Genomic DNA, 16,736 nt, shown 5'->3' with positions numbered 1-16,736 from the left:
AATTGCAGTCTGAACGGGTGCAAAAAAAGAGACGAAAAAGTTTTTTCCCTTTGCCGCAAATTTGAGATTCCACTACAAGTCAGTATGGGAGGTGGGTATTCTCCGGACATTAAAACTATAATCGAAGCGCATGCCAACACCTATCGCGTTGCGGCTTCTGTTTTTTAAAAAGGCAGACCACCAACAATGCTGATGGCCTGTCCTGTTTAAACTACATTCAAAACCCCAATAATTTCATCCTCGAATTTTTCAATTTTTTTGGATCCAAAACCTTTTATATTCTTTAGTGCCTCCCTGTCCTTGGGATGATGAAAAGCAATGTTAATCAACTCCGAATTATGACATACCATAAATTTAGGCACATTTAACTCTTCTGCTTTTTCCGTTCTCCATTGTTTTAAGCATTCCAGCACGTATAAGCCACCGGGAGTCAGCTCTGTCTCCTGAACTGTGATTAAAGCATCCTTGGTTTGAGATTTATCTTCATAATGAAGTAAAACCAATCAATACGGTTCCTCCGAAGATTCCACAAAATGGGTGGCTGATTTGACAAACTTAACCTGTTCCAGGAAAACATTCAGCACTTTCTGATCATTCAAAAAATGGGATTGCGCTGCCCTAATGGTAAATAAACGAACAACCATTGCTTATTTATTTCCCAAAAGCAAAACTTCGCTGGCAACTATCTCGGTAATGTATTTTTTATTGCCCTCTTTATCATCATAGCTTCTATGGCTCAACTTGCCTTCGATACCGATTTCTTTTCCTTTGACAACAAATTTCTCGATGATTTCGGCTGTTTTACCCCAAGCGGTAACCCGATGCCATTCGGTTTGTTCTACCTTGTCTCCTTTTTCATTGTAATAAAAATCATGGGTGGCAATAGTGACGCTGGCTACTTTACGATCTCCGTTGATGGTTTTTACTTCAGGATCCTGTCCTACGTTCCCGATTAATTGCACTCTGTTTTTCATGGCGTGTAAAATTTAAATGTTACTGTTAAAAAATCTGTTCGACTTCATGACTGTCTGAATTCGACGAGGCAAAACTGCAATGTTATACGAAAATTATTCGGTTACAAGTCGTTTACTTTCGTTTGTAAACACTTGTTGTCGTTTATTTTCAGGAATTTTCTTATATTTGATTCTGTTCTTCTGTTTAATAAACTTTATTGAAATTCGTTGAATCGCATTCAAACATATTAACAAACGAACATAAACAATTCTGATTCAGATTCTTAAAATCAACTTAAACCATACACGCCATGAACAACTACATTGACATCGAAAAACTCAAATTCCCAATCGGTCGTTTCACTTGCCCGGAAGAAATCACACGGGAACATCTGGAAATCTGGAAACAAACCATCAGAGAATTTCCAAAACAGTTAAAAGAAAAGGCAGAAACACTTTCTGTTACCGAATTGAATTGGAAATACCGCCCGGATGGATGGAACATCAAGCAGGTCATTCATCATTTAGCCGACAGCCACATGAATGCCCTAATCCGCCTAAAACTAACACTGACGGAAGACACACCGGTAATTCGCCCCTATGAAGAAGCGCTTTGGGCCCAACTCACAGATAGTTTGCAGGATGACATCCACGCTTCCTTAAAAATTATTGAAGGCATCCACGAACGTTGGCTGCAAATATTAGAAAATCTTACGCAACACGATTGGAATCGCATGTACTATCATCCGCAGCATCAGCGGTTGTTTTCTGTCGAAGAAGGACTAGGCAATTACCATTGGCACTGCAAGCATCATTTCGCGCACATCGAACAGGCTTTATCTTACAAAGGAAAAATTTAATTTTTAGGCTATGAAGAAATGTCTGGAATGCAGCGATTCCTTTTCCGGCAGAGAAGACAAAAAATTTTGCGGAGACGGATGCAGAAATTCTTACAATAATAAAATAAATAAGGATTCTTCCAATTTGATGCGGAATATTAACAACAAGTTACGCAAAAATTACCGAATTTTGTCGGAACTAAACCCAGGCGAAAAATCAAAAACCTCACGGTCAAAATTAATTGACAGAAATTTTGATTTTTCCTTTTTCACATCCGTATACCATACAAAAAATGGCCACACTTATTATTTTTTGTATGACCAAGGTTACAGGGCGATAGAAAATGACGGGTTTATTTTAGTGAAAAAAGACAACAAATGGTGTGATTATGATACGATTTTATCGCGATGAAGTTTTCAAAGAAATTCCTGAAGAAGTTTTCAAACATCCTCTTGTAGAAAAAAAATTTGAATTTAGGTATGCAGTTTCAAATTACGGCCGCTTATTAAGTTTTACCGACGATATAAAACACGGAAAACTACTAAAAGGAACCTTAACGGACGGCTATCAAACCCTGCGTATGTGCTATTCGCATAAAGGGAAAAGAGTACAAAAAGCCATTTTACTCTACAAATTGGTTGCCGAGTTTTTTATACCAAAAACTTCAGAAGACCAACTGTATGTTATCCATATCGATCGTAAAAAAGACAATGATCACGTTAAAAACCTGAAGTGGGTCAACTACGAAGGCAAAATGGAGCACTACAGAAGCAGTCCGAAAGTAATTGCCGCCAAAAAGAAACTGATTGAGCATAATATCAAAGCCAACGGGTCGAAACTAACGGAAACAACGGTAATACGTCTTAAAAAAATACTTTTGGATCCCAATCGAAAAACCCGAATGAAAATCCTCGCCAAACAGTTTGGCGTTAGCGAAATGCAGCTGTACCGTATTAAATCGGGGGAAAACTGGGGACATATAAAGGTCAACATCAAACCAAAGAATGAGGACAAATAAACCGCAGATAGCAGTTTTAGGTTGTGGATGGTTGGGCCTTCCTTTAGCGGAAAAATTAGTTTCAAATGGATTCATCGTTAACGGGTCGACCACTTCCGAAAGCAAAATCGACATTATAAAAAAAAAGGGGATAATTCCGTTTCAGGTAATTTTAACAGAAGATGGAGTACAAGGTCCTGTTACCGCTTTTCTTGAAAATTCGGAAATCCTGATTATCGATATACCACCAAGCCTGCAGAACGTTATTTCTGACAATTCTGAAAGGGTTTTTGTTTCCAAAATCGAAAAACTGCTGCCTTATATTGAAAAATCATCGGTACAGAACGTTCTTTTTATCAGTTCGACTTCGGTTTTTCCGGATACAGATGCCGCCATAACCGAAGAAACCGTTCCAAATCCCGAGACCGAAAGCGGAAAACAACTGGTTGCTGTTGAAAAACTACTGCAACAGAATGATAATTTTAAAACGACCCTGCTTCGTTTTGGCGGACTCATAGGTGCCGACCGACATCCGATAAAAATGCTGGCCGGAAAAGAAAACCTTGAAAATCCCGAAGCCGTCATCAATCTGATCCATCAGGAAGACTGCATCGGCATTATTGAGAAAATCATAGAAAAAGAAGCCTGGAACGAAACTTTTAACGCCGTGACGCCTTTCCATCCCAGCCGAGAAGAATACTACACCAAAAAAGCCGTGGAAATGAAGCTGTTAATTCCTACATTTGTAACTGATAAACCTTCCGTCGGGAAATACATTTCCAGTGATAAGATCGAGCGGGTTTTAAAATATTCATACCAAAAAAAAAACCTGTAACGTGCTCAAAATCTTCAAGCTGCATCTAACTGCCAAAAACAAGTTGCAATCCATCGGATTGCCAATGGCAGCTTTGATTTGGGTAAGCTTTTTTTGGGGAACCACCTGGCTCGCTTCCAAAGAGGGGGTAAAACACATGCCGGCGCTTCAATTGGCGGCCATTCGTCAGTTTTTAGGGGCAAGTATATACATTTGCTACTTCCTAATTAAAAAAATACCCTGGCCCAAAGGGAAGCAATGGAAAACCATCATTATCTTAAGCATTTTGAACTTTATGCTCAGCAACGGTTTGAGCACCTGGGGCGTAAAATACATTTCCAGCGGATTGGGCGCTATCATCGGGGCCATGTTTCCTTTATGGATTGTAATAATCAGTATTTTCAGAGGGGAACGATTATCGAAATGGGCCATTTTGGGTATGGTCATCAGTTTTGGTGGCGTATGCTTAATCTTTTATGACTACCTGGCCGATTTCCTCAAACCGGATTTTCAATTCGGGATTTTCCTGTCGGTTTTGGCAACGATTACCTGGGCTTTCGGAAGTCTGTACACCAAAAAGAAAGCCGCCAGTTTTAACCCTTATTTCAGTCTGGGATTGCAGATGCTGATCTCCAGTGTTTTGCTTTTTGCTTATACCGGTGCCACAGGAATATCGGTAAGTTTAGCGGAGATTCCAGCTGAATCCTGGTGGTCCATCGGTTATCTGGTCGTATTTGGTTCGGTATTTACATTCATAGCTTTTATTTACGCATTACAGCACCTGCCTGCCGAGATAAGCAGTGTGTATGCCTACATCAACCCGATTGTGGCTGTGCTGTTGGGTTCTTTCATTTTTGACGAACCACTGACTATGATGATTGGCATTGGCGGAAGTGTCACACTTTTCGGTTTGTTTCTGGTAAACCGATCGATGCGAAGAGGATGACTTAAATTCTAAGGTAAATTTAGAATTCAGCTGCAAAAAACGACCAATTAACGGGAATTTTTTGATGTTGACGATGTTTTAATATTCCCTGTGAATTTATTCATTACATTATAGGACTAAAAACAAAACCATCCGTACATCATGAAAAAACCAAGAATCAGTCTATTTGTTTTTCTTCTCGGACTTTCTCTGCAGGCACAGGAAAAAAAGAATTTGATTTTGCCCAATGAAAATTTAATTGCCGAAAACATTGCTGATATCCCAAAAGAGTTAGCAGTTCAGGTAAAAAAATATTCGGAAGCAAGAAGTGCCTCACTGGTAGAAGTTCATCCCCTCAAAAATGAAATCATTATTGCAACCCGCTTCGGATCCGTCGCACAATTGCATAAAGTGAGCCAGGCTATGGGGGCGAGAAAACAAATCACTTTTTTTGATGAACCTGTAGGCAATGCCAGTTATGAACCGACTAAAGGCGACTACCTGATTTATTCCAAAGACAGTGGCGGGAACGAATTCGGACAACTTTACAAATTGGATTTAAAAACGTTACAATCGACATTGCTTACTGATGGCGGTCGTTCGCAAAATGGCAATATAACCTGGAAAAAAGACGGCTCCGGATTTTATTTTTCATCCACAAAAAGAAACGGCGGGGACAGGGACATCTACTATATGAACCCCAACGATCCGAAAACGATCAAATTGATTCTGGAAGTAAAAGGTGGCGGCTGGAGTATTCAGGACATTTCAACGGACGGTAAAAAATTGTTAATCCAGGAACTTATTTCGGCCAACGAATCGCATATCTGGATGTTGGATACCCAAACCAGTAAACTGACCGAAGTGACCAACAGAGCCGAGAAAAGCATAGTACAAACAGGTGCGGATTTTTCAAAAAAAGCCGATGAAATCTGGTACCTAACAGATAAGGACAATGAATTTCAGCGATTGGCAACATTCAACCTGAATACTAAAAAAACAACGTACCACACTACTGCAATTCCGTGGAACGTTGAAAGCTTTACCTTATCGGAAGACAAAACACAAATGGTTTTTACCACCAACGAAGGTGGCGTAAACAAAATTTATCTCATGAATCCGGAATCGAAAAACTATAAAGAGGTGAAAAACATTCCGACAGGATTAATTGGCGGAATGGACTTCACAAAAGACGGACAAAGTTTCTTCTTTACACAATCTACAGCCGATTCGTCATCGGATGTCTATAAACTCACCTTAAAAACCAATAAAATAGAGCGCTGGACGGAAAGTGAACTGGGCGAAATGCAAAAAGAAGACATGTCCTCACCGAAATTGATCGAATGGAAAAGTTTTGACAATTTGAAAATTTCTGGTTTCTATTATCCCGCTTCACCAAAATTTACCGGTAAAAGACCTGTTTTAATCAACATTCACGGAGGACCGGAAGGACAATCCAAAGCTTCATTTTTAGGTGCAAACAACTATTATACAAATGAAATGGGCGTTGCGGTAATCAACCCAAATGTACGTGGATCCTCCGGTTTTGGAAAAACGTTTATCGCAGCAGACAATTGGTATTTAAGAGAAAAATCGGTAAAAGATATTGGCGCTCTTTTAGACTGGATAGCCCAGCAACCGGAATTAGACAAAGACCGAATAATGATTATGGGCGGAAGTTATGGCGGCTACATGACCTTGGCAACCGCTTTCCATTATGCGGACAAAATCCGTTGTTCTGTAGATATTGTTGGGATTTCCAATTTCAATACTTTCCTAAAAAACACAGAAGAATACCGTCGTGATTTGCGAAGAGTGGAATATGGTGATGAACGAGACGAAAAGATGCGTGCGTTTTTCGATAAAATCGCACCTCTTAACAACACCGATAAAATCAAAAAACCGATGTTCATCATTCAGGGAACAAACGATCCCCGCGTTCCGGTTACCGAAGCTACTCAAATGCGGGACAAACTGAAAGCGCAGGGAAATACGGTTTGGTATCTGGAAGCGAAAGATGAAGGCCACGGTTTTTCGAAAAAAGCCAACATCGATTACCAGCGTTTAGCGGTAATACGATTTATGGAAGAATATCTGTTAAAATAATATTTCAATAAAAAATCCCAAGTTTAGAAGCTTAGGATTTTCTTGGTTTTATTCATCTAGAATTACGGTTTTATAAGTTCTGCAACTACTCACTTGAATAGAATCAATAGATGTTGTTAGACATTTCAACTCTTTACTGCAACTCCACACCTTAGAAGAATCTGTTGCAATCAATTCAGGAAAGCAATCCGAATTTCCTACACAAAGCAAGTAATGTTTCTTAAAATCTTCATATTTATCGGAGGAGTTATTTACAAAAAATAATTTGTTCCCCTTTTTTTCAAGCCATTTTGCAATTTTCAGATTTGATTCCGAATTAGTCCATAAAGCAAAATAAAAGTCAGGAGAATCAGAATTAACAATTTTCTGTTTGATTATTTGAGTCTTGTTCAGAGAAACACTCTTACTAAAGGAAATACTCTCTAAAATATGTTTTTTAAAAAGTAATGTATCCTTTAAAAAAATGTATTCCCCATTTTTAATCTCCACAAAGGAAATATTTTCAAATTTTGTTTTTGAACTTCCGCATGAAAAAATAGTGAGACAGAGAAAAAATATCAGAAATACTCTTGTCATTTGAATCAAGCTTACGGAATAGTTACAGACATTGTTTTAGTACAAGGTTTACTACATGACGAGCAAGTCCATACTTTTCCACCACTAACAGCTTTTTGATATGGGGTACAACCGGTTCCACAATCTACACTACTACAAGTAATTGTTCCACCACCACCTAAAGCGTCCATTTTGAAATAGTTTCCATCCAATGTAAGACTAATAGCTGAATTGTACTTAAAGTCTTTATCACTTGCATATAACCCATAATAGTACTCAGTATTACCATTATCTATTAACTCCTTTTTAAGAATGCTGATATTTTCAAAAACAACTTCTCCTAAACCTTGATCATCAGCTAATTTAGAAAAATAAAGCAACAGTTCTGTTTTATCAGCTGTGATTACATATTGTCCATTAATGATTTCACCAACCACCATAGAATCACTAATCTTTGAAAAATTAGATACTTCATTTTTTAATTGTGACGTGTCTTCATTTTGTTCTTTTGAACATGAAATGATAAATTTAGAAGTAAAAATGATTGATGAAAGAAGCAAAATTGCAACACTAAATTTAAAAAGTTTTTTCATAATTTGTTAATATTTTAAGGTTAATATCCAAATCTAGGTTTTTTATCATTTATAAATGGTTTTTTTTTTGCAAGTTTTTTATCACAAATAAAAGTTTTAATGTTAAAAAACAAATTTTTAAATTATGCAATAAACTTCCAATAAAAAATCCCGAGCTTTCACTCGGGATTTTATTTTTGTTTAAATCAGATTACCAGATTTTCACACGGTTCTCCGGTTTTACATATAACTTCTGACCTTCTTTGATATCAAATGCCTGATAGAAGGAATCAACGTTCTGCAAAGGAACAAACGCACGGAACATGCCCGGTGTATGCGGGTCGGTTTTCACTTGGTTCTTGATAGCTTCGTCTCTCATTTTTGAACGCCAGATAGTCGCCCAGGAAATGTAGAAACGTTGCTCTGGAGTATATCCGTCAATCAAGCCTGGATTTCCGTTTTTCTTCAAAGCGATTTGTAAACCGTCATACGCTGCGTTTACACCACCCAAGTCGCCAATATTTTCACCTAAAGTAAATTTACCGTCCACGAAAATACCCGGAAGCGGTTCTAAAGCACTGTATTGAGCAGCCAAAGCACCTCCCAGACCTGTAAATTGTTTCAAATCGTCTTCTGTCCACCAGTTCACCAAATTACCTTCTGCATTGTAACGCGCACCTGAATCGTCGAACCCATGAGAAATTTCGTGACCGATTACCGCTCCGATTCCACCATAGTTTACGGCATCATCCGCTTTGTAATCATAGAATGGCGGTTGTAAGATAGCAGCAGGGAAAACAATCTCATTGTACGACGGATTGTAATATGCGTTTACCGTTTGCGGCGACATCCCCCATTTGGTTTTGTCAACCGGTTTTTTCAAATCGGCTATGTTTTCAGCGAAGCCCCATTTAGCAACATTTTTCATGTTCTCATAATAACTTCCGCCTTGCTCAATGGCTCTGATTTCCAATCCGGAATAATCTTTCCATTTGTCTGGATAACCTATTTTAATAGTAGATTTTCTCAACTTATCAATAGCTCCCTTACGTGTTGCCGGTGTCATCCAAGGCAAGTTGTTGATACGGTTTTCGAAAGCAAGGAATACATTTTCGATCATCATTTTCGCTTTCGCTTTTGCTTCTGCCGGGAATTTTTGCTCTACATACAATTTCCCTAACGCTTCCCCTACGGTTCCGTTAACCACCTGTAAAGCTCTTTCCTCACGAGGACGTTGCTTTAAAGCACCCGTTAATGTTTTGCTGTAGAACTCCCAGTTCGCCGTTTCGATATCTGTAGTTAAAACTCCGGTAGATTTGTTGATTAACATCCAACGCATGTAGGCTTTCCAGTCTTCTACTTTATTCGCTTTGAAGATACCTTCTAAAGCCATCATATATTTTGGCTGGGAGACAATCAAAGAATCGATTTTACCGATACCCACACCCGTCATATAATTATTCCAGTTTACCGATGGCGTTAATTTCTGCAAATCAGCTACAGTCATCGGGTTGTAGGTTTTTCTACGGTCACGACGCTCCACACGGTCCAAACGCGGACGAGACATTTCCGTTTCCAAAGCCAGTACTTTTTCGGCCTGAATTTTGGCATCCGCTGGTTTTATCCCCAAAAACTGAAGCATTCTTGCTACGTGAACCACATATTTTTCACGTTTTTCTTTAGAATCTTTATCATCGGAAACATAATAATCCCTGTCCGGTAAACCTAAACTTCCCGTTCCAAGATACACCACATTGCGATTACTGTTCTTGGCATCGGCACTGATTCCGATTCCGTAAAAACCTAAACCTCCCTGCGGTTCCATCTCGATCAACAGCTTGTTCAGATCCGTCATGTTTTTTACCGCATTGATTTTAGCCAGGTAAGGCTTCAATGGGGTAATGCCCAATTTGTTTCTGCTAACGGTATCCATATAGGTTTTGTATACGTTTACCGCTTTTGCCTGATCGGATTTCGGATCCAGATTTTTGTTAGCTGCCGCTGCTTTCAGAATAGCCAACGCATCGTTATCGGTGTTCTGACGTAATTCATCAAAACTTCCCCAACGGGTTTTGTCCGCCGGGATTTCCGTTTTGTCGTACCATGCTCCATTCACATAACGAAAGAAATCATCTCCGGGTTTTACGGATTTATCCATCAAATCCAGATCAATACCCGGATTTTTAAGTTTCGGACTCTGGGCCAAAGCATCCAGACTCAATAATGAAAGAACAGCAAGCGAACCTGCCGCAACCATCTTTTTCTTCATAAGCTTATAGTTTGTTTTTGGTTTTTGGTAACCGGAGTAATTTCATCTTTGCTATTTCAAATTATAAAATACTCACAGTCAAATAGGTATCACAACCTGTCAAATTGTTACACCTAAAGCCAAATTTATAAATTATAACATACCTTGACAATATTTAACATATTGTAATAAAACGTTTTGACTGTTTTTTTGTTACAAATTGTACATTTGCAAAAAAAATACGCATGCTTTCTTTTTTTAAAAAATACATTCCCTTTTTTATCATACTCGGAATCTTATCCATTATCATCATCGGTTTATTTTACACCGCACTGAAACCCAAGAAGACACTGCCCATCTATACGCCTTCGATGGTAAATCCGGAATTGGTCGATTCCACCATTCAGCATATTGCCAATAAAAATGAGCACCATATTGCCGATTTTGCTTTCACCAATCAGAATGGAAAAACAATCACGCAAAAAGAGTATCAAGGCAAGATTTATGTGGCCGATTTTTTCTTTACCACCTGCCGGACCATCTGCCCGATGATGACCGATAATATGTCCTGGCTTCAGGGACAAATCAAAAATAACCCAAAAGTAATGCTGCTTTCCCACTCAGTCACCCCCGATATTGACAGCGTCCCGGTACTGAAAAACTATGCCGAACTAAAAGGCGTTATCGACAGCAAATGGAATCTGGTAACCGGAAACAAAAAAGACATCTACTATATCGCCCGAAAATCCTATTTGGCCGTTAAAACAGGAAGACCGGAAGAATTATACGACATGGTTCACACCGAGAATTTCGTACTTGTGGACAGCAAACGCCGGGTGCGCGGATTTTACGACGGAACCAAAAAAGAGGAAGTAGAACGTTTGTTGTCCGACATCAATTTCCTTTGCGAAGAAGAACAATAGCCAAACATATCTTAAATTTTGGCAAAATTGACTTTTATCACTTTTTAAACCATTATTATCCTTATTTTTGTAATCTAAATTCAATCTAAATAAAGTTTGACTCTTACTTTAGCACAATTACAACGTGGGCAAAAAGCCGTAATCGAGGATTTTAATGTGGATGCAATTCCGTTAAAATTAATCGAGATGGGTTGTTTACCCGGAAATGAAGTTACGCTTTTACAAGTAGCTCCGTTCGGGGATCCGCTATATGTTACCGTAAACGACAGTCATGTGGCCATTCGATTGGAAACGGCAAAAGAAATCAGTATTGAAATCATAAAGTTGCCCTAATTTATGAACCGTAATACCATAAAAGTTGCCCTGATAGGAAATCCGAATGTTGGAAAAACCTCCGTTTTCAATGAGTTGACGGGTCTCAACCAACAGGTAGGGAACTATCCCGGTATTACTGTTGATAAAAAAGTAGGGGTAGCAAAACTATCCGAATACACTAAAGCAACCATTCTCGATTTACCCGGCACCTACAGTCTGAACGCGAGTTCCATGGACGAAAGCGTGGTAATTGAGTTGTTGATGAATAAAAACGATGTTAATTTCCCGGATGTTGCCGTTGTGGTTTCGGAAGTCGAGAACTTAAAGCGTAACCTATTGCTTTTCACACAGATTAAAGACCTGGAAATCCCTACAATTTTAGTGATAAACATGTCGGATCGAATGACTTCGAAAGGTATATCGCTGGACATTCCGTTTTTAGAAGAACAACTGAAAACCAAAATCGCTTTGGTAAGTTCCCGTAAAAAAACCGGAATCGATGAGTTAAAAAAACTCATCATCAACTATCAGGAGCTTCCGACAGAACCTTGTCTGAATGCCTCCAGCATAGATCCCGAATATTTTGGAAATCTCCGTCGGGCGTTCCCCAATCAGTTACTTTATAAATTATGGCTGGTCATTACGCAGGACGTGAATTTTGCCAACCTTCAACGTAATACCATCGAAGCCAATTCGTTTGCCAAATCCAAAACCGATTTAAAACGATTGCAGCAAAAAGAAACGATAAAACGCTATCAGTTTATAAACGATACGCTGAAAATTGGCTATTTAGTTGACAAATCGAAAGCTACTGATATAAGAGAACGATTAGACAGAATCCTTACCCATAAGGTTTTCGGCTATGTAATTTTCTTCGCCATAATGATGTTGATTTTCCAATCGATTTTTGATTGGTCCAGCATCCCTATGGATTTCATCGACAGCACTTTTGCTACTTTAAGCACCTATGCGAAAACCCATTTACCGGCCGGTGTTTTAACCGATTTAATTTCCGAAGGAATTATTCCGGGCTTGGGCGGTATCATTATTTTTATCCCGCAGATTGCCTTCCTGTTCCTGTTTATTTCGGTTTTGGAAGAAAGCGGATACATGAGCCGAGTCGTTTTCCTGATGGATAAAATCATGCGAAAATTTGGCTTGAGCGGAAAAAGCGTTGTCCCATTAATTTCGGGGACCGCCTGTGCCATCCCGGCCATTATGGCAACCCGTAATATTGAAAACTGGAAAGAGCGACTGATCACCATTTTGGTTACGCCTTTCACCACCTGTTCGGCTCGTTTGCCGGTATATGCCATCCTGATTTCATTAATTATTCCGGAACAAAGACTCTTCGGAATATTTAACATGCAGGGATTAACCTTGATGACCTTATACCTTTTAGGTTTCGGAATGGCTATATTTTCAGCCTATATTTTAAACAAGATCCTTAAAATAAAATCGCAATCCTATTTTGTGGTGGAAATGCCAAGCTATAAAGTGCCGATGTTCAAAAACGTAGCGATTAATGTGGTCGAAAAGACAAAATCGTTTGTTTCCGGTGCGGGAAAAATCATTTTGGCCCTTTCGGTAATTTTATGGTTTTTGGGTTCTCACGGACCGGGCGAAACATTCAAGAATGCTGAAAAAGTCGTAACCACACAACTACAAAACAATACTGTTAAGGGAGATAAAGACGATTTGGTTGCCTCTTATAAACTGGAAAACTCCTATATCGGAATCATCGGAAAATCCATTGAACCCATTATCAAACCTTTGGGTTATGACTGGAAAATCGGAATCGCAGTGGTAAGTTCCTTTGCGGCACGTGAGGTTTTTGTCGGAACTTTGGCTACGATTTACAGCGTGGGAAGTCATTCCGAGGAAGAAACCACTATCAAAAACAGAATGAATGCGGAAGTACATCCGATAACCGGAACAAAGATTTTCAATTTAGCCACCGGGGTTTCGTTACTTTTTTTCTACGCTTTTGCAATGCAGTGTGTCTCTACGCTGGCCATCACCAAAAAAGAAACCAACTCCTGGAAATGGCCTTTGGTACAATTGATTTTTATGAGCGGACTGGCTTATACGGTTTCACTTATCGCTTATCAAATACTCAAATAAATGATACCATTTCAGGAAATAATCGTCTATTTACTACTCGGATTTTCCGTTGCTTTTCTTTGGAAAAAATTCTTTGGTAACAAAAAGAAAAAGAACAAGCAATGTGGTGGCGACAGTGGCTGCGGTTGCAGTTAATACTTCAGCACAATCTTATAATCTTTGGGTTGAATTACCACAGCGTCTTTCGGATAGGGCACTACGCTGACATTTTTTAAAGTTTCGTTTTGTTTCGGAAGATGCTCTGAAAACCAATTTTTGATTTCATCAATAGTATCTTTGTTGAAAGTAAATTGCCTTTGTTCTACCAGGGTTTTGTTATCATAGGCAGCCACCTCAACGGTTACTTCGCCCGCCCAGACACATTGCACATTTTCAGGACAACGGGAATCGTTCACGACTTTGACCAACACAATTTCTTTGCCGGATTTTGAATCCAGTTGCTGGTTGATTTCATTCGGATTTTCCTTAACGGAGGCACAACCCATCATCAGTAATACCAAACCTGTTATCAAAACGATTTTTTTCATCTCCTTAATTTTTTACAATCAGCAAAGGAATGTCGATAGCATGACGGACCGCATTAACAGTCGTTCCGAACAACAAATCTTTAAACCAGTTATGACCGTGGGCACCGAGAATCAAAATATCAAAGTCGCCCTCGTTAATCATTTTTGGGATACTCGTTTTAGGGTTGCCAAAATCCAACTGAATATTTACCTTATATCCTTTTTCCTCCAAAACAGCTTTATATTTTTTCAGGTAACTCAAGTCGCTGGTGGTTTCAAAATCCGCGATTTCTTCTCCGTATACCATCGCCCCAGCCGATTCAACTACGTGCATAATCGTATACTGCGCATGTTTTCCTCCCAACTGCAAAGCACTTTCGATACTTCTCTGATCAGTTTTCGAGAAATCCAAAGCAATGGCGATTTTCGAATAAACGATTGGTTTTTCGGCTTCTTTCACAACAATCTCTTTTATATGTGGTACCAACGTTGGTGTTGCCATACTCTTTTCAAGGAAAGGCTTGACAATGATGTAAATTAAAAGCAATGCCGCTGCAACAGCCAACGGAACCACAAAAACCCAGACATAAACAGGATTTTCTGACGTTTCAATCCAACCTTTGATTTCATCAAACACCAAACGGGCATTTAACGAAACAATTACCAAAGCAATTAACCATGAGGCCATTTTGGTGTATTTTCCAATAGCGAAACCTCTCATTTTTTTGTCATCACTAACAAAATGGATCAACGGAATAATGGCAAATCCCAACTGCAGACTCAAAATTACCTGACTTAAAATTAGTAATTTTCCCGTTGCGGATTCCCCAAAATATACGATAGCTATAAAAGCCGGAACAATGGCTATCAGACGCGTGATGATTCTTCGTACCCAGGGTTGTATTCTCAAGTTCAGATAACCTTCCATTACAATCTGTCCTGCCAGTGTCCCGGTAATGGTCGAACTCTGACCAGCCGCAATCAAAGCAACAGCGAATAACGTAGGCGCCCAATGACTTCCCAGCAGTGGCTCCAGAAATTTGTAGGCATCCTGGATTTCCGCCACATCAAACATTCCGCTTTTATAAAAAGTGGCTGCAGCCAAAATTAAAATGGCGGCATTTACCAAAAACGCAAGGTTCAAGGCAATCAACGAATCGAAGAAATTATAACGAATGGCCTGCTTTACCCCTTTTTCGCTTCGGTCAAATTTTCGGGTCTGTACCAAAGAGGAATGCAGGTATAGGTTATGTGGCATTACCGTGGCTCCGATAATCCCGATAGCGATATACAAAGCAGTACTGTTAGGTATCGAAGGTACAATTCCTTTAGCGATTTCAGTAATTTCCGGTTTCGCCAAAAACATCTCCACTAAAAACGAAAGTCCGATAATGGCAACGAGTACGATGATAAACGCTTCCATTTTCTTAATTCCTTTATTCATAAGAAACAACAGCAGGAAAGTATCCAACATGGTGATACTCACTCCCCAAAGCAACGGAATATCAAAAAGCAACTGCAACCCGATGGCCATTCCTAAAACTTCCGCCAAATCACAGGCAGCGATGGCGATTTCGGCCAGAAAATACAATACTAAATTCACCGGTCGGGAATAGGTATCACGAGATGCCTGCGCCAAATCCCGCTGACGGACAATCCCTAAACGCGCACTTAAACTCTGCAGCAATAAGGCCATAATGTTCGACATTAGCAAGACCCAAATCAGGGTATAGCCGAACTGACTTCCTCCGGCGATATCGGTCGCCCAGTTGCCCGGATCCATATACCCGACACTCACCATGTAAGCAGGTCCGAAGAATGCCACTATTTTTTTCCAAATAGAAGTGTTGTGTACAACCGATACCGATTCGTGCACTTCTTCTAATGATTTTGTTTTTGTTGCCATCTTGTTTATGAAACGATTTTTGCAAAAAGATTGCTTGCAATTTTATTCGAAATGATGATGTGTTTCTTTTCCACTTCAATAGTAAGCGACATATCGAAACTTTCTTTTGCAATTATTTTTATTTTGGAGCCCAAAGCAATCTGCTGTTTGTCCAGATACTGTAAAAAACTTGAAGACGAATCTTTAACGCCGACACAAATTCCGGTCTGACCCACTTCAAACTCCGACAACAGCTGTTTTTCGACTTTCACAATATTCCCGTTTCGGTCGGGAATCGGGTCACCATGCGGATCTTCCGTCGGAAAACCTAAAAAGGCATCCAATTTGTTAATCAGCTTTTCCGATTTGATATGCTCCAGCTCTTCGGCAACATCATGCACCTCATCCCAGGCAAAATCGAGCTTTTCTACTAAAAAAACTTCCCACAAACGGTGCTTTCTTACAATCATTTTGGCGGCCAGCAAACCTTTGTCGGTTAACATCACGCCTTGGTATTTCTGATAAATCACCAATTCCTTCTCCGCCAGCTTTTTTATCATATCGGTTACCGATGAAGCTTTACTTTCCACCATGCCCGCAATCGCATTAGTGCTTACGCCCTGTTTTTGGGTCAACGAAAGATGGTAGATCGCTTTCAGGTAATTTTCTTCGGAATATGTCATTACATTTTTTTTACGTTTCCAAAAATACAAATTTTTTTGATTGAAAATAATTTTTTAGTTTTGTCTAAAATATAATTTATTAATCACCTAAAATATAATTGTGAAAAAACTAATTTACATAAGTTTCCTTTTATTGACTTTCGTAACCTTCGGACAAACATCGCTTAAGGGAAAAGTTACTTCTTTGGGAATCCCATTGGAACTAGCCAATGTCTCATTAAGCAAAACCAATCTGAGAGCAGCCACGGACAGTCTGGGCAACTATTACATAAACAAAATACCGAAAGGCA

The 16,736-nt window shown here is 39.3% G+C and carries 19 protein-coding genes; 11 read left to right on the top strand and 8 right to left on the bottom strand.

Translation table 11 applies throughout. The features are described from left to right. Positions 1-206 precede the first annotated feature (206 nt). On the bottom strand, positions 207-503 hold the full coding sequence (locus VLB74_RS10485; RefSeq protein ID WP_325203409.1) for an HRDC domain-containing protein: 297 nt from the start codon (positions 501-503) through the stop codon (positions 207-209). A 144-nt stretch (positions 504-647) separates the two neighbouring features. After that, complete coding sequence (locus VLB74_RS10480) at positions 648-974, bottom strand: single-stranded DNA-binding protein (RefSeq protein ID WP_325203408.1); 327 nt, start codon at positions 972-974, stop codon at positions 648-650. Between the two features lie 290 nt (positions 975-1,264). Between VLB74_RS10480 and VLB74_RS10475 the strand changes: the two genes are divergently transcribed. The 6 genes from VLB74_RS10475 to VLB74_RS10450 all read left to right on the top strand — a co-directional run bounded on the left by VLB74_RS10475 (position 1,265) and on the right by VLB74_RS10450 (position 6,635). After that, positions 1,265-1,813 (top strand): YfiT family bacillithiol transferase, encoded by a 549-nt coding sequence (locus VLB74_RS10475; protein ID WP_325203407.1) that lies wholly within the window; start codon positions 1,265-1,267, stop codon positions 1,811-1,813. A 10-nt stretch (positions 1,814-1,823) separates the two neighbouring features. Further along, complete coding sequence (locus tag VLB74_RS10470) at positions 1,824-2,204, top strand: hypothetical protein (RefSeq protein ID WP_325203406.1); 381 nt, start codon at positions 1,824-1,826, stop codon at positions 2,202-2,204. Then, on the top strand, positions 2,182-2,811 hold the full coding sequence (locus VLB74_RS10465) for an NUMOD4 domain-containing protein (protein WP_325203405.1): 630 nt from the start codon (positions 2,182-2,184) through the stop codon (positions 2,809-2,811). Before VLB74_RS10470 ends, VLB74_RS10465 begins: the two co-directional genes overlap by 23 nt. Beyond that, positions 2,798-3,625: a Rossmann-fold NAD(P)-binding domain-containing protein gene (locus tag VLB74_RS10460; RefSeq protein ID WP_325203404.1), complete on the top strand. Its 828-nt coding sequence runs from the start codon at positions 2,798-2,800 to the stop codon at positions 3,623-3,625. The genes VLB74_RS10465 and VLB74_RS10460 overlap by 14 nt, the downstream gene beginning before the upstream one ends. Positions 3,626-3,689: 64 nt before the next feature. Beyond that, the gene (locus tag VLB74_RS10455; RefSeq protein ID WP_325203410.1) at positions 3,690-4,550 is read left to right on the top strand and encodes a DMT family transporter; all 861 of its coding nucleotides are present in this window, start codon (positions 3,690-3,692) and stop codon (positions 4,548-4,550) included. Positions 4,551-4,691: 141 nt separating this feature from the next. Then, positions 4,692-6,635 (top strand): S9 family peptidase, encoded by a 1,944-nt coding sequence (locus VLB74_RS10450; protein ID WP_325203403.1) that lies wholly within the window; start codon positions 4,692-4,694, stop codon positions 6,633-6,635. Positions 6,636-6,683: 48 nt separating this feature from the next. On the opposite strand, the gene VLB74_RS10445 is transcribed toward VLB74_RS10450, so the two are convergent. The 3 genes from VLB74_RS10445 to VLB74_RS10435 all read right to left on the bottom strand — a co-directional run bounded on the left by VLB74_RS10445 (position 6,684) and on the right by VLB74_RS10435 (position 10,031). Beyond that, the gene (locus VLB74_RS10445; RefSeq protein ID WP_325203402.1) at positions 6,684-7,124 is read right to left on the bottom strand and encodes a hypothetical protein; all 441 of its coding nucleotides are present in this window, start codon (positions 7,122-7,124) and stop codon (positions 6,684-6,686) included. A 98-nt stretch (positions 7,125-7,222) separates the two neighbouring features. Further along, the gene (locus VLB74_RS10440; protein ID WP_325203401.1) at positions 7,223-7,783 is read right to left on the bottom strand and encodes a hypothetical protein; all 561 of its coding nucleotides are present in this window, start codon (positions 7,781-7,783) and stop codon (positions 7,223-7,225) included. Between the two features lie 190 nt (positions 7,784-7,973). Next, a complete protein-coding gene (locus VLB74_RS10435) occupies positions 7,974-10,031 on the bottom strand; it encodes a M13 family metallopeptidase (protein WP_325203400.1) in 2,058 nt (685 codons plus the stop codon). Positions 10,032-10,255: 224 nt separating this feature from the next. Between VLB74_RS10435 and VLB74_RS10430 the strand changes: the two genes are divergently transcribed. The 4 genes from VLB74_RS10430 to VLB74_RS10415 all read left to right on the top strand — a co-directional run bounded on the left by VLB74_RS10430 (position 10,256) and on the right by VLB74_RS10415 (position 13,507). Next, complete coding sequence (locus VLB74_RS10430; RefSeq protein WP_325203399.1) at positions 10,256-10,933, top strand: SCO family protein; 678 nt, start codon at positions 10,256-10,258, stop codon at positions 10,931-10,933. A 96-nt stretch (positions 10,934-11,029) separates the two neighbouring features. Then, positions 11,030-11,266: a FeoA family protein gene (locus VLB74_RS10425; protein ID WP_325203398.1), complete on the top strand. Its 237-nt coding sequence runs from the start codon at positions 11,030-11,032 to the stop codon at positions 11,264-11,266. A 3-nt stretch (positions 11,267-11,269) separates the two neighbouring features. Further along, positions 11,270-13,372, top strand: coding sequence for a ferrous iron transport protein B (feoB, locus tag VLB74_RS10420; protein ID WP_325203397.1), 2,103 nt, complete (start codon positions 11,270-11,272; stop codon positions 13,370-13,372). Beyond that, a complete protein-coding gene (locus VLB74_RS10415; protein WP_325203396.1) occupies positions 13,373-13,507 on the top strand; it encodes a FeoB-associated Cys-rich membrane protein in 135 nt (44 codons plus the stop codon). Here the strand turns inward: VLB74_RS10415 and VLB74_RS10410 are convergent. Genes VLB74_RS10410 through VLB74_RS10400 form a run of 3 tightly spaced genes read right to left on the bottom strand, consistent with a single transcriptional unit; the run spans position 13,504 to position 16,446 of the window. Beyond that, positions 13,504-13,899 (bottom strand): hypothetical protein, encoded by a 396-nt coding sequence (locus tag VLB74_RS10410; protein WP_325203395.1) that lies wholly within the window; start codon positions 13,897-13,899, stop codon positions 13,504-13,506. The genes VLB74_RS10415 and VLB74_RS10410 overlap by 4 nt on opposite strands. 4 nt (positions 13,900-13,903) lie before the next feature. Then, on the bottom strand, positions 13,904-15,784 hold the full coding sequence (locus VLB74_RS10405; RefSeq protein ID WP_325203394.1) for an Nramp family divalent metal transporter: 1,881 nt from the start codon (positions 15,782-15,784) through the stop codon (positions 13,904-13,906). A gap of 5 nt (positions 15,785-15,789) precedes the next feature. Next, entirely contained in the window at positions 15,790-16,446 is a 657-nt protein-coding gene (locus tag VLB74_RS10400; protein ID WP_325203393.1) for a metal-dependent transcriptional regulator, read from the bottom strand. A gap of 100 nt (positions 16,447-16,546) precedes the next feature. Here VLB74_RS10400 and VLB74_RS10395 point away from each other — a divergent pair. Next, positions 16,547-16,736: peptidase associated/transthyretin-like domain-containing protein (locus tag VLB74_RS10395; protein WP_325203392.1), on the top strand; the 190-nt coding region annotated here is incomplete at its 3' end.

The organism is Flavobacterium sp., assembly GCF_035456225.1.
Lineage (GTDB): Bacteria > Bacteroidota > Bacteroidia > Flavobacteriales > Flavobacteriaceae > Flavobacterium.
Note: the sequence above shows the minus strand (reverse complement) of the source record. Positions and strands in the feature narration are given on the sequence as shown.

Coding starts and splice junctions, on each gene's coding strand:
- VLB74_RS10480 (WP_325203408.1), bottom strand. CDS start 974: ATGAAAAACAGAGTGCAATTAATCGGGAACGTAGGACAGGATCCTGAA.
- VLB74_RS10475 (WP_325203407.1), top strand. CDS start 1,265: ATGAACAACTACATTGACATCGAAAAACTCAAATTCCCAATCGGTCGT.
- VLB74_RS10470 (WP_325203406.1), top strand. CDS start 1,824: ATGAAGAAATGTCTGGAATGCAGCGATTCCTTTTCCGGCAGAGAAGAC.
- VLB74_RS10465 (WP_325203405.1), top strand. CDS start 2,182: ATGATACGATTTTATCGCGATGAAGTTTTCAAAGAAATTCCTGAAGAA.
- VLB74_RS10460 (WP_325203404.1), top strand. CDS start 2,798: ATGAGGACAAATAAACCGCAGATAGCAGTTTTAGGTTGTGGATGGTTG.
- VLB74_RS10455 (WP_325203410.1), top strand. CDS start 3,690: ATGGCAGCTTTGATTTGGGTAAGCTTTTTTTGGGGAACCACCTGGCTC.
- VLB74_RS10450 (WP_325203403.1), top strand. CDS start 4,692: ATGAAAAAACCAAGAATCAGTCTATTTGTTTTTCTTCTCGGACTTTCT.
- VLB74_RS10440 (WP_325203401.1), bottom strand. CDS start 7,783: ATGAAAAAACTTTTTAAATTTAGTGTTGCAATTTTGCTTCTTTCATCA.
- VLB74_RS10435 (WP_325203400.1), bottom strand. CDS start 10,031: ATGAAGAAAAAGATGGTTGCGGCAGGTTCGCTTGCTGTTCTTTCATTA.
- VLB74_RS10430 (WP_325203399.1), top strand. CDS start 10,256: ATGCTTTCTTTTTTTAAAAAATACATTCCCTTTTTTATCATACTCGGA.
- feoB (WP_325203397.1), top strand. CDS start 11,270: ATGAACCGTAATACCATAAAAGTTGCCCTGATAGGAAATCCGAATGTT.
- VLB74_RS10415 (WP_325203396.1), top strand. CDS start 13,373: ATGATACCATTTCAGGAAATAATCGTCTATTTACTACTCGGATTTTCC.
- VLB74_RS10410 (WP_325203395.1), bottom strand. CDS start 13,899: ATGAAAAAAATCGTTTTGATAACAGGTTTGGTATTACTGATGATGGGT.
- VLB74_RS10405 (WP_325203394.1), bottom strand. CDS start 15,784: ATGGCAACAAAAACAAAATCATTAGAAGAAGTGCACGAATCGGTATCG.
- VLB74_RS10400 (WP_325203393.1), bottom strand. CDS start 16,446: ATGACATATTCCGAAGAAAATTACCTGAAAGCGATCTACCATCTTTCG.